At 44.1% G+C, this 12,304-nt stretch carries 10 protein-coding genes and 1 other annotated feature; all 10 genes read right to left on the reverse strand.

Annotation, left to right across the window (positions count from 1 at the left end; all coding sequences use genetic code 11):
* Positions 1-48 precede the first annotated feature (48 nt).
* Entirely contained in the window at positions 49-1,713 is a 1,665-nt protein-coding gene (gene ilvB / locus ciss_RS02140) for a biosynthetic-type acetolactate synthase large subunit (RefSeq protein WP_075864668.1), read from the reverse strand.
* A gap of 12 nt (positions 1,714-1,725) precedes the next feature.
* Entirely contained in the window at positions 1,726-2,718 is a 993-nt protein-coding gene (ilvC, locus tag ciss_RS02145) for a ketol-acid reductoisomerase (RefSeq protein WP_075864669.1), read from the reverse strand.
* A 2-nt stretch (positions 2,719-2,720) separates the two neighbouring features.
* Entirely contained in the window at positions 2,721-3,233 is a 513-nt protein-coding gene (gene ilvN / locus ciss_RS02150; RefSeq protein WP_075864670.1) for an acetolactate synthase small subunit, read from the reverse strand.
* 12 nt (positions 3,234-3,245) lie between these two features.
* A complete protein-coding gene (ilvB, locus tag ciss_RS02155) occupies positions 3,246-4,904 on the reverse strand; it encodes a biosynthetic-type acetolactate synthase large subunit (RefSeq protein ID WP_075864671.1) in 1,659 nt (552 codons plus the stop codon).
* An 11-nt stretch (positions 4,905-4,915) separates the two neighbouring features.
* The gene (gene ilvD / locus ciss_RS02160) at positions 4,916-6,577 is read right to left on the reverse strand and encodes a dihydroxy-acid dehydratase (RefSeq protein WP_075864672.1); all 1,662 of its coding nucleotides are present in this window, start codon (positions 6,575-6,577) and stop codon (positions 4,916-4,918) included.
* 12 nt (positions 6,578-6,589) lie between these two features.
* Positions 6,590-7,471, reverse strand: coding sequence for a branched-chain-amino-acid transaminase (gene ilvE, locus ciss_RS02165; RefSeq protein ID WP_075864673.1), 882 nt, complete (start codon positions 7,469-7,471; stop codon positions 6,590-6,592).
* Positions 7,472-7,551: 80 nt separating this feature from the next.
* Positions 7,552-7,767: a binding site (T-box leader), on the reverse strand.
* A 137-nt stretch (positions 7,768-7,904) separates the two neighbouring features.
* Positions 7,905-8,471 carry a TetR/AcrR family transcriptional regulator gene (locus ciss_RS02175; RefSeq protein ID WP_075864675.1) on the reverse strand — a complete coding sequence of 189 codons (567 nt, stop codon included), beginning with the start codon at positions 8,469-8,471 and terminating at the stop codon, positions 7,905-7,907.
* A gap of 16 nt (positions 8,472-8,487) precedes the next feature.
* On the reverse strand, positions 8,488-11,028 hold the full coding sequence (locus tag ciss_RS02180; RefSeq protein ID WP_075864676.1) for a YhgE/Pip domain-containing protein: 2,541 nt from the start codon (positions 11,026-11,028) through the stop codon (positions 8,488-8,490).
* Complete coding sequence (locus ciss_RS02185) at positions 10,982-11,653, reverse strand: ATP-binding cassette domain-containing protein (protein WP_075864677.1); 672 nt, start codon at positions 11,651-11,653, stop codon at positions 10,982-10,984. Before ciss_RS02185 ends, ciss_RS02180 begins: the two co-directional genes overlap by 47 nt.
* A gap of 154 nt (positions 11,654-11,807) precedes the next feature.
* On the reverse strand, positions 11,808-12,304 hold a 497-nt coding region (gene yedF / locus ciss_RS02190), incomplete at its 5' end, for a sulfurtransferase-like selenium metabolism protein YedF (protein ID WP_166503968.1).

A 12,304-nucleotide genomic window follows, 5' to 3' on the forward strand; every position in this document is an offset into this window, starting at 1 on the left:
TCTAATCTCCAATTTCTAATCTCCAATTTCTAATCTCTAACCTCTAGATTACCAGTCCACCGCTTCTCCTATTGGAGCTCCGGATAAAACCATCGGTAAAACTTTTTCTTCAGGACTTATTTCGACCTCTAAAAGATACATACCCTTATGGGCAAGCATTTCATTTAAAGCCCCGTCAACCTCTTCGGGTCTGGTAATCTTCCGTCCGGGAATTCCATAGGCATGAGCTAAAGCTACAAAATCCGGAACAAAACCCAAGTCAACCCCAAAGTAATTTTTATTGGCATAATATTCCTGCAACTGCTTTACCATACCTAATTTTTTATTAACAAACAAAATAATCTTCAATGACAAATTCTGTTCCCGGGCAGTGGCCAACTCCCCCATATTCATTTGGAAACTGCCATCGCCGGTAATTAAAATTACCTGTTTATCTCGAAAAGCTACCGCCGCACCTATAGCCGCCGGCAACCCGTAACCCATACAGCCGAGACCCCCGCTGGTTAAGAAAGTACGGGGTTTTTTAAAGGGGTAAAATTGCGCTGTCCACATTTGATGCTGCCCCACATCGGTAGCGATTATAGTGTCGGCGGTGGTCTTTTCCCCCAGAAGCTTAATTGTCTCCTGGGGCTTGATAAAATCATCTTTTTCATACTTTAAGGGAAACTCTTGCTTCCAGGTGTTAATCTGGGAAAGCCATTCCGCATGTTTTTGCGGCTCAATTTGCTTTAACATTTCCTGCAAAACGTTTTTGACATCACCAACAATGGGAACATCCGCCCGTACGTTTTTGCCGATTTCCGCCGGGTCAACATCAATATGGATAATTTTGGCTTTAGGAGCAAAGCCGGATAACTCTCCCGTTACCCGGTCGGCAAAACGCACTCCCAGCCCAATTAAAACATCACATTCGGTCACCGCCAAATTGGCATACCTGGTTCCATGCAGGCCAAGCATGCCCAGGAAAAGCGGACTATCCTGGGGAAAGGAAGTAAGTCCCATTAGCGTATTGGTTACCGGAATCTCGGCTTTTACCGCAAATTCATAAAGCTCCTGACTGGCATTGGCCGCAATTACGCCACCACCGGCAATAATTACCGGCCGCTGCGCCTCCCTTATAAGCTTTACCGCTTCGGCAATTTTCTGCGGATGCCCTTTTAAATTCGGCTTGTAACCGCGAATTTCTACTTTTTCAGGATATTTAAAATCTATGGTCCGAGCTGCTACATCTTTGGGTAAATCAATCAGTACCGGCCCCGGTCGGCCCGTGGAAGCTATATAAAAAGCTTTCTTCACCACCATCGGAATATCCGCAGGATTTTTCACCAGAAAGTTATGTTTGGTTATGGGCATGGTAATTCCGGTAATATCCACTTCCTGAAACGCATCGGTTCCCACCATCGTGGTTGGTACTTGCCCGGTAATCACCACCACCGGTACCGAATCCATATACGCCGCAGCAATCCCCGTAACCAAATTGGTTGCCCCCGGGCCCGAAGTAGCAACACATACCCCAACTTTCCCCGAAGCCCGGGCATAACCGTTGGCAGCATGAATTGCACCCGGCTCATGGCGTACCAAGACATGCTGAATCTTGGAACGGCTTAAGGCATCATAAAGGGGTACAACCGCTCCTCCCGGGTAACCAAAGATAGTAGTTACCCCCTCTATTTCTAACGCTTTTACCAAAGCCTGAGCACCAGTTATTTCCAAAAGACATCCCCCCTACTTTTTCAGCCATGGCATCATCTGCCGTAATTCTGCCCCCACCTTTTCAATTAAATGTTCCTGTTCCCGACGCTTGATGGCGTTATAAACCGGACGACCGGCCATGTTCTCTAAAATCCAGTTTTTAGCAAAAGTTCCGTTTTGAATTTCTTCCAGGACCTTTTTCATCTCTTTTTTGGTCTCTTCGGTAATAATCCGGGGACCTACCATGTAGTCACCGTACTCAGCGGTATCAGATACGGAATACCGCATTAACGAAAAGCCCCCTTCATAAATTAAATCGACAATTAACTTCATTTCATGGAGGCATTCAAAATAAGCCATTTCCGGAGCGTAACCCGCTTCTACCAGGGTTTCAAACCCGGCTTTAATTAAGTGGGTTACCCCACCGCATAACACCGCCTGTTCGCCAAAAAGGTCCGTCTCCGTTTCTTCTTTAAAAGTAGTTTCAAAAACTCCCGCCCGGGTGCAACCAATAGCTTTAGCATAGGCCAAAGCTAAATCCTTGGCTTTTCCGGTAGCATCCTGATAGACGGCAATTAACCCCGGCACCCCTTTGCCTTCTAAATACATCCGCCTTACCAAATGACCGGGGCTTTTGGGAGCAACTAAGAAGACATCGACATCCGGCGGTGGCACTATTTGTCCGTAATGAATATTAAAACCGTGGGAAAACATTAAAGCCTTACCCGGTTTTAAATGTTCCTCGATTTTATCCCGGTATAATTCCCCCTGAATTTGGTCGGGAACCAAAATTTGAATGATGTCAGCCCACTCAGCCGCTTCATCAACTTTCATTACAGTAAAACCATCAGCTTCGGCTTTTTCCCGGCTTTTACTTTTTTTATGAAGACCTACCACCACATTTAAGCCACTATCTTTTAAGTTCTGGGCCTGAGCATGCCCCTGGCTACCATATCCTATCACCGCAATTTTTTTCTCCCGTAAAAGCTCTAAATTAGCGTCCTGATCATAATAAACTTTTTTCATCGTTATTCCTCCTCCTTTACTCCATTTATATTTGAAGTTCTGGAACCCCGCAGCAGGGCAATTTTTCCGGTCCGAACCAGCTCTTTAATACCAAAAGGCCTTAAGGCATTTTCAATAGCTTCGATTTTATCTTCATCACCGGTAGCTTCAATGGTCAGGGTTTTAGGCCCAATATCCACAATCCGGGCCCGGAAGATTTCTACTATTTGCATAATTTCCCCCCGGGTATTGGAATCCGCATGAACTTTTAAAAGCAAAAGTTCCCGGCTAACATACTGTTCGGAAGTAATGTCCTGAACTTTAATCACATCTACTAACTTTCTTAGTTGCTTTACTACCTGCTCTAAAACCCGGTCATCCCCTTCCACCACAATGGTCATCCGGGAAATATCCGGATTTTCCGTCCTGCCCACCGCAAGGCTATCGATGTTATAGCCCCGGCGGCTAAAAAGTCCCGCCACCCTCGCTAAAACCCCAGGATTGTTTTCCACCAATACTGACAAGGTATGCCGCATCAAATCCCCCCTTTAACCGATCATTTTGTGAATCGCGCCTCCCGGTGGCACCATGGGAAAAACATTTTCCTCCCGGTCTACCCAAACATCTACCACTACCGGTCCGGTATAATTTATGGCCTCCAAAAGTTTTTCTTCTAAGTTTTCTTCTTTTTTAATGCGCATGCCCCTTATCCCGTAAGCATCGGCCAACTTAACAAAGTCGGGATTTTTTAGTTTCGTTTGTGAATAACGGCGCTGATGGAAAAGTTCCTGCCACTGCCGCACCATCCCCAGGTAACCGTTGTTTAAGATAATAACCTTAACGGGGATGTTATAGGCCGCAGCGGTCATCAGTTCCTGGCTATTCATCTGGATACTACCATCCCCCGATACCACTATTACCTGCTGCTCCGGTCTTGCTACCTGAGCCCCAATTCCTGCCGGTAAACCAAACCCCATCGTTCCTAAACCACCGGAGGAAATAAATCTCCGGGGCTTATTGAATTTGTAAAACTGGGCAGCCCACATCTGATGCTGTCCCACATCGGTAACGATAATTGCTTCGCCTCCGGTGATCTTATAAAGAGTTTCAATAACTTTTTGGGGTTTTAAGCCACACTCCTGGTTATAAGTTAAAGGATACTTTTCCTTTAAACCAAAAACATACTGCAGCCATTTCTCCGGCTTTTTTTCCTTTACCCCTTTAATTAAAAGCTCTAAGCTGTTCTTTACATCCCCCACCAAAGGCACTTCTACCCGCACATTTTTGTTAATTTCCGCCGGGTCAATATCGATGTGGATAATCTTGGCTTTAGGGGCAAAGCTGTTAACATCCCCGGTTACCCGGTCGTCAAAGCGCACCCCCACGGCTATCAAGAGATCACATTCGCTGACCGCATAATTAGCCGGCTTGGTCCCGTGCATTCCCAGCATTCCTAAAAATAAGGGATGTTCTCCGGGAAATCCCCCTAAACCCATTAAACTTGCAACCACCGGCGCATTGATTTTCTCGGCAAAAGCCAACAATAACTGTTCAGCCCCGGCGTTAACAGTCCCGCCTCCGGTAAAAATTAACGGACGTTCGGAGGAATTTATTAATGCTATAGCCTTATTAACCTCTTCCTCGCCGGGAGTTAAAACCGGTTTGTACCCTGGAAGCTCAACTTTTTCGGGAAATTCATAGCGCGCCCGGGCCGCCGAAACATCCTTGGGAATATCAATTAAAACCGGCCCCGGTCGTCCCGTCCGGGCAATGTAAAATGCTTCCACCACCGTCCGGGCTAAATCTCCCGGATCTTTTACCAGATAATTATGTTTGGTAATCGGCATGGTTATTCCGGTAATATCCGCTTCCTGGAAAGAATCCCGTCCCAAAAGCGAGGTAGCCACCTGTCCGGTAATGGCAACCACCGGCACCGAATCCATATAAGCAGTGGCAAGACCGGTTACCAGGTTAGTGGCTCCCGGGCCGGAAGTTGCAAAACATACCCCTACCTTACCCGAAGCGCGGGCATAGCCATCGGCGGCATGGGCCGCTCCCTGTTCGTGCCGGGTCAAGTAATGGGTAATTTTTGAATCGTAAAGGGCATCATAAATGGGCAGTACCGCTCCCCCGGGATAGCCAAAAACCGTATCCACTCCTAAATCCTCTAATACCTTAATTAAAATTTGCGCTCCGGTTAACTCCATCTCGTTCACCCCTACTTTAAAAACACCGCACCTAAGTTAGCAGAGCTCACTAACTTTTGGTACCGAGCAAGGTAACCTTCTTTAATCTTAGGCTCGGGAATTTGTAATTGAGCTTTTCTTTGGTTAAGTTCATCTTCTGATACCAAAAGATCTAATCTTTGTCCCGGAATATCTATTTTTATTAAGTCTCCTTCCCGAACCAAAGCTATCGGTCCACCTTCATAACCTTCGGGAGAAACATGCCCGATTGCTGCTCCCCGGGTCGCTCCCGAAAACCGGCCATCGGTAATCAATGCCACCTCTTTATCTAACCCCATCCCGGCAAGGGCCGAAGTTGGTGTTAACATCTCCCGCATGCCGGGACCACCTTTGGGGCCTTCATACCGGATAACCACCACATCCCCTTTCTTTATTTGCCCGGTTAAAATGGCCGTGGTAGCATCTTCTTCGCTATCAAAAACCCGGGCCGGACCGGTGTGGGTTAGCATTTCCGGTAAAACCGCCGATTTTTTCACCACCGCTCCCCGGGGTGCCAGGGTTCCAAACAAAATTGCCAAGCCCCCCGTCTCCGAGTAAGGATTATCAATAGGCCGGATAACTTCGGGATTTTTATTGACAGCATTTCTCAGGTTCTCCCCTACCGTTTTCCCCGAAACGGTAAGAAGGTCTTCTCTGATCAAACCTTTCTTCAAAAGCTCCTTCATTACCGCTGGAATTCCCCCGGCAAAATACAGGTCTTCCATATGATACGGTCCCGCCGGGCTTAAGCGGCAGAGGTTTGGCGTTCTTTCACTTACCTCATTCACCAGGTTCAAATCAAACTCCACTCCCGCCTCATAAGCTACCGCCGCCAGGTGTAAAACCGTATTGGTCGAGCACCCTAAAGCCATATCGACCGCCAAACCATTTAACAAGCTCTCCCGGGTAAAGATATCCCGGGGACGGATATTTTGGGAAAGGAGTTCCATTACCTTTTCCCCGGTAAGTTTAGCAAGCCTTAGCCTTTCGGCATACACCGCCGGTATGGTGCCATTTCCGGGAAGGGCAAGACCTATAGCCTCGGTCAAACAATTCATTGAATTTGCCGTAAACATCCCGGCACATGAGCCACAGCCGGGGCAGGCGTAATTTTCGTATTCTAAAAGTTCCTCTTCGCTCATAAGGCCGGCAGCAACAGCCCCTACCCCTTCAAAAACGTTGCTGAGGGAAACGCTTTTTCCCCTCACTCTTCCCGCTAACATCGGCCCGCCGCTGACAAAAATAGCCGGAAGATTTAAACGCATCGCCGCAATTAACATTCCGGGAACAATTTTGTCGCAGTTGGGAACAAAAACAAGGGCATCAAACTGGTGAGCCTTAACCATAACTTCCACCGAATCGGCAATAAGTTCCCGGCTGGCGAGCGAATACTTCATTCCCTCGTGGTTCATGGCAATACCATCGCAAACCCCGATTACCGGAAGCTCAAAGGGAACCCCGCCGGCATTCCTTACTCCGGCTTTTACCGCTTCGACAACCGTTCTTAAATGCACGTGTCCGGGAACAATTTCGGAAAAACTGTGAACAACGCCGATAAACGGACGTTTTAGCTCATTATCGGTAATTCCCAACGCCTTAAGTAAACTTCGATGAGGTGCTTTGCTTATGCCTGACTTAATGAGGTGACTTGGCATCTTTCTCCCCCTTTACTCGCTGAAAATAAATGGACCGTCGGTAGTAACGTATTCCCGGAAATCTTTGATTAACGTCCTGGTCATGGGCCCGGGTACACCTTCGCCAATGGTTCTTCCATCAACTTTTACCACCGGTATTATTTCCGCCGCCGTACCGGTTAAGAAACACTCATCGGCATTAAAGATGTCATAGCGGGTAAACAGCTTTTCTTCCACCGGAATGCCTCTTTTTCTGGCCAAGTCCATAACCGTATTACGGGTAATACCTTCTAAAATCCCGGCATAAGAAGGAGGTGTAATCAAGCGACCGTTTTTAACGATAAAGACATTGTCACCGGTAGCTTCCGCCACATATCCTTCCTGATTTAAAAGAATTGCTTCTAAGACTCCATGAAGATTTGCTTCGATTTTAGCCAAAATATTGTTTAAATAATTCAGGGATTTAATCCTGGGACTCGAAGCTTCGTTTAAGTTTCGCCGGGTTGGAACGGTAATCACCTCAAGGCCTTCCTCATAGAAACGCTCGGGATAAAGGGTAATGGAAGAACCGATGCAGAAAACCGTAGCTTTTGGACATTTTCTGGGATCCAAACCCAAATCACCTTTCCCCCGGGTAACCACCAAACGAATATATCCTTCCCGTAAGTTGTTTTTACGCATGGTTTCCAGAACAACTTCGGTCATTTCTTCCTTGGTTAGAGGTATTTCTAAAAGAATAGCTTTGGCCGACTCGTAAAGACGGTCGATATGTTCTTTTAGCTTAAATACCCGGTTGTGGTACGCTCTGATACCCTCAAATACTCCATCACCGTATAAAAGACCGTGGTCAAAAACCGAAACTTTCGCTTCCTCCTCCGGTACAAACTTACCATCTAAGTAAATAAGAAGCCCCATTTCCCGCACCTCCGTAATTTTATTAAAAATTATTAATTTTTATGCTCAAAATATATAAAAACAACCCCCGCCCCTGAATGCTCAGGGACGGGGGTTTTGCCCGCGGTACCACCCTGCTTGCCGGGCATGGTAACCCGGCCGCTTCATTGGCATAACGGTCAAAAACCGTTCCGGCCTACTAACCTTTCGACCGGAAAGCTCCTGGGCGATCTGTGCAAAACTCCGGCACCGGGTTCGCAGCTACCCCCGGCTCTCTGGGGCCTTCCTTTTGCACCGCTCCCATTCACTGCTTTTTCTGTAAAAGGTTTTGCTGATAATTTTATAAAACACCAGCCGCTTTTGTCAATAAAATAACAAAATGTATACAAGATGCAAAGATATTTCTCTTTTTTCTCAAAACCTTAACAAAAAAATAACCGAGAGGATAACCCGGTTATTTTTTTAAACCGTTTAAAATTATCTCCGTTAAATTCTCGATAAGCTGATCTTTTAAAAACCCTTTCTCTCTTAAAATACCGCGAATAGTGGCAAAGGAAGTCATTCCAAAAAAAGCCGGAACAAAAATTTCCAGGTTAACTTTCCGAAATTCGTTGGCTTTTATCCCTTCCTCTATTAATTGATTGAGGAGGCGATAATAATCATTAATCTTTACCCGAAAACTTTCCCGGGGAAGGGTACTTCCAAAAAAATCCCCTAAAATTAACACTACCTCCTCGTGAAACTCTAAGAAAAATTCCACCTGGACCTTTATTAAAGCCCTAAGTTTTTCTACCGCCGAAACTTTTAACTCTAAAACCTTTTTAGTTCTTTCCTCTAATTCTTCAAGAATAGAAAGGGTAAGCTTTAAAAAAAGTTCCTCTTTACTTTTAAAATAGTAATATAAAGTCCCCTTGGCCACCTTACTAATTTTAGCAATTTCATCCATGGTAGCTTTTTCAAAGCCCTTTTGGGCCATCACTTTAGCCGCAGCTTTTAAAATCACCCGAATCTTGGGATTCATCTTATCCTCCAAACAGCTAAATTACATTACCTTCTTTAGGTGATAAATCGGAAAGCGCAATATGCCTTGGAGTGACAAAATAATTTAGTATTAAGGCTATTACCCCAAACAAAGCCATCATGAAAACACTGTGGTCAAAGCTCATCCCGGAGCCACCGGAAATGGCTTCTCTTAAACCGTAAACTCCGTAAGTCATCGGCAAATAAACGCTAATTTCCCGGAAGAATTTTGGCAGTAATTCAAAGGGAAAAGCACCACCGCAAGAAGCAAGCTGCAAAATCAATAAAACTACCGCTAAAAATCTTCCCGCCATACCAAAAAGGGAAACCATTAAACCGATAATAGCTATGAAAGTTAGGGACATTAAAATAGCAAATCCATAGAACTTCCATTGAGATGCAACCTGAAGGTCAAGCCCTTTTTCTAAAATTATACCAGAAATTACAGCTTGAAGCACCCCAATTAAAGCTACCGCTAAAAATTTCCCGAGTAAAATTTCCCAGGAACGAACCGTAGATAAGGTTAAACGGTGGTCTTTTAAATTTACCAGGAAGAACAGCACCAGAGCTCCAATCCAGAGGGAAAGGGGAAGGAAGTACGGCGTAAAAGCGGTTCCGTAGTTGGGAACATAATATTTTTTCTCCTCATTAACCTGCACAGGATCGGAAATTATTTTAGCCCTTTTTTCCTTTAAGGAAGGAGTTAGCTCTTTCTTTCCTTCCTCTACCCCGGCCTTAAGCCCTGAAGTAAGCTCCCGGGAACCTTTATAAAGCTTAAATAAACCGTCATTTAGTTCCGCCTGTCCAGTCGCTAACCTTAACGCTCCCTTTTCTAATTCCAGAGCTCCATTTTTTACAGGCAAGATTCCGCCATTCAAGGAAGCAGTTCCGTTACTAAGGGCCAATGCCGCATTATTAAGCTTACTACTTCCTTCTGTCAGAAGATTTATCCCGCTATACAGTTGATTGTAGCCTTCTTTTAAAGAAGAAAGACCGCCACCCAGTTCTTCCATTTTAGCCGGTATTTCCTGGGTCTTTAATGCTAAAAGAGTTGTACCTTCCGCAAGCTTCTTGCTGCCGTAAACTATGGTGCCAACGCCATCTTGTAATTGACTTAATCCTGCAGTTAAATCCTGACCACCCTTTTCTAAAGCCACCATTCCCGGCTGAAGTTTACCTTTATATCCTTCTTCTCCCTGGTTTATTAAGTTCGTGAGTCCAAGATTTAGGGTTGTAAGGGATGAACTTAACTCTGAAATTCCTTCATTGCCTTTAATAAGCAATGACGAAAGGCCAGTATTATATTGATTAATCATTGTTAAATTCTCTTTAGCTGCCTTTAGAGAATTTATAGCCATATCTATTTCCGGGTCTGGCTGGTTAGCTCTGTAATTTTCTAAGGTATTTAAAGCTTGCTCAATTTGGTTTTGGGCAGCTTTTTGGGATTGATCTACACCCGCCACCAGTGTAGTACCCGTTTGCAAGCTATCTTTCAAATTGTTTAAGCCGTCTAAAAGCTGCTCATAACCGGAAGCCAATTGTTTTAAGCCGGAAGACACTTGACTCCAAAAGCTTTCTACCCCTGACAAAAAAGTATTAACACCCGCTATATAACCGCTACTACCCGCAGCAAGGTTGGCTACTCCTTTTTCTAAAGTAAGACTTCCACTGTAAACTCCATAAGCTCCGTCAGCAACGGTTTTAACCCCACCGTTTAGTTCAGCAAACTGACCTCCTAACTCGGCTCCGGGAAGTAGTTTTAAACCTTCATAAATTTTTTTACTGCCACGTCTAACATCCTCCATTTTAGCGGCAAACACCGACATATTTTGGCTAAATTCCATCGCTCCACTTTTTAACCGGTTGCTTCCCTGATAAAGCCGCTCCGTGCCTGCTGCAAGTTTTTTGGCCCCTGCTGCTAATTTTTGCCCGCCCTTTTCTAATTCCATACTTCCGTTGTACGCCTGCTTGATGCCCTCTTCCAGCTTTTCGCTACCGTCAGCGACTTTTTCCACATCTTTTAAAGAGTCGTCCATTTTCTCAAGAAGAGTAGTCATTGCTTCTTTAACTATTTTCTCTTCTATTTTTTGTTTTAATTCCAAAACCACCCGGCTGTTTAACTGTGCTGCCAAGTAGTTTTTACCCTCGTTATAAATTACCTTAATCCCGGCTTTTTGGGGATCCGACGATTTCATTTTATATAACTTCTCGGAAAAATCCCCGGGTATTTTTACTATTAAATAATATTTATCCCCCAGTAACCCCCGGTAAGCTTCCTTTTCCTCAACAAAGTACCATTTTACCGCATTATTGCTTTTTAGTTCATCCACCAGTTCCTGACCAGCATTAATTTTTTCTTTTCCGTCATCATAACCCCGGTCCAAATTAACTACCGCTACCGGCAAATTTTTTAGATTGCCATAAGGGTCCCAAAAAGCAGACAAATAAACAAAGCTGTACAGTAACGGCATTAAAATTATCACCATTAACGCTACTCGGGCTTGACGGGTACTAAGAAGCTGTTTTAGCTCGACCCGCGCAATCTTTAAGAAGTTCATAGCTTACACCTCCCCGGGCAATGTCTATTACTATATCGGCAATCCCAAGCTCTTCTTCTTTTAAAGTGGTATAAATAACTAACTTTCCTTCTTGCTTTAAATTTAGAAAAATTTTTTCGATAAGCTTTCTTTCAATACACGTAAGATTTCTAAAAGGTTCATCAATTAAGACAACCGGCGGTTCCCCAATTAAAGCCAGAGCTAACCCCACTTTAATTCTCTGTAAAGGATTTAAATCGGCAATTATATTTTCTTTTGTAAAATTTGCTTCAATCTTCTCCAAAAGTCTATCCACCTCGACGGGTGTTACTTTTTTCCCTATCAAAGCTCCTTGAAATTTGAAGTTATCAAATACTGAGAGGGAAAAGTACGGTTCATAAATCCCTTCTACAAAAGAAAGCCCCACCTTTTGTCTTATTTCCCGCTGTTTTTTCACCGGATTTAAACCTAAAACCGTTATTGCTCCTTCTACCGGTCTAATTCCACCAATCATTGCTAAAAGGCAGGCAGTCTTACCGGTCTTTGCTGGTCCGTAAATTCCTACAATCCCCGGCTGTTCTACGAAAAAAGTAATAGGTTTAAAGCGGGGATCCTTACTAAATTTAACATCTTTAAACTGAATCACCTGCACACCCCCTTTTAAGATTTATACTGACCAGTCAGTCAAATAATAATATAAAAAAATTTGACCGGCTGGTCAACCGGTCAAATTTTGATTTTCTTTTAAACTACCCCATTAAATTCATTTACATCACTTTTTCTTGGTTTTTTAAAAATTTTTAAAGGCTAATGACTTTTAGGCTTTTTGTTAAATAACTCACAATGTTTCCCATATTGGTTATTTCGCCGGCCACCACCTTATCTTTTAACTTAAAATAATCAAGGCAGGTCCCGCAAGCCCCGAGATAAACTCCTTTTTCTTCAAGAATTTTTAAAGGCCCTAATACCGACGAACCTTCGACCACTAACTTTACTCCGGAGTTAACAAACAATAAAGCTTCGGGAAGTTCATCATTCCCCGCCAGTGTTGTAAGAAAATTTTTCATCAGAATTTTCCCGAGTTCCTCATCCCCTCGCCCGAGTGATTCTCCCTGGATAAAAAGAACGGTGCCGGCAATTTCCGACTTACTTTCAAAAAACGGAGCAAGTTTCGAGGCTAAATCATGAATATCCACATCCATCACCCTTTTATAATATTCTTTAATGTAAATTATAACATTTTCATATATTTCTGCCAAGGAAAACATTAGCCAAGAAGCCAGAGTCCCAATAGACA

Origin of the sequence: Carboxydothermus islandicus, from assembly GCF_001950325.1 — a bacterium.
In the GTDB taxonomy this organism is placed as follows: Bacteria; Bacillota; Z-2901; order Carboxydothermales; family Carboxydothermaceae; genus Carboxydothermus; species Carboxydothermus islandicus.

Coding starts and splice junctions, on each gene's coding strand:
- ciss_RS02180 (WP_075864676.1), bottom strand. CDS start 11,028: ATGAACTTCTTAAAGATTGCGCGGGTCGAGCTAAAACAGCTTCTTAGT.
- ilvD (WP_075864672.1), bottom strand. CDS start 6,577: ATGCCAAGTCACCTCATTAAGTCAGGCATAAGCAAAGCACCTCATCGA.
- ciss_RS02175 (WP_075864675.1), bottom strand. CDS start 8,471: ATGAATCCCAAGATTCGGGTGATTTTAAAAGCTGCGGCTAAAGTGATG.
- ilvB (WP_075864671.1), bottom strand. CDS start 4,904: ATGGAGTTAACCGGAGCGCAAATTTTAATTAAGGTATTAGAGGATTTA.
- ilvC (WP_075864669.1), bottom strand. CDS start 2,718: ATGAAAAAAGTTTATTATGATCAGGACGCTAATTTAGAGCTTTTACGG.
- ilvN (WP_075864670.1), bottom strand. CDS start 3,233: ATGCGGCATACCTTGTCAGTATTGGTGGAAAACAATCCTGGGGTTTTA.
- ilvE (WP_075864673.1), bottom strand. CDS start 7,471: ATGGGGCTTCTTATTTACTTAGATGGTAAGTTTGTACCGGAGGAGGAA.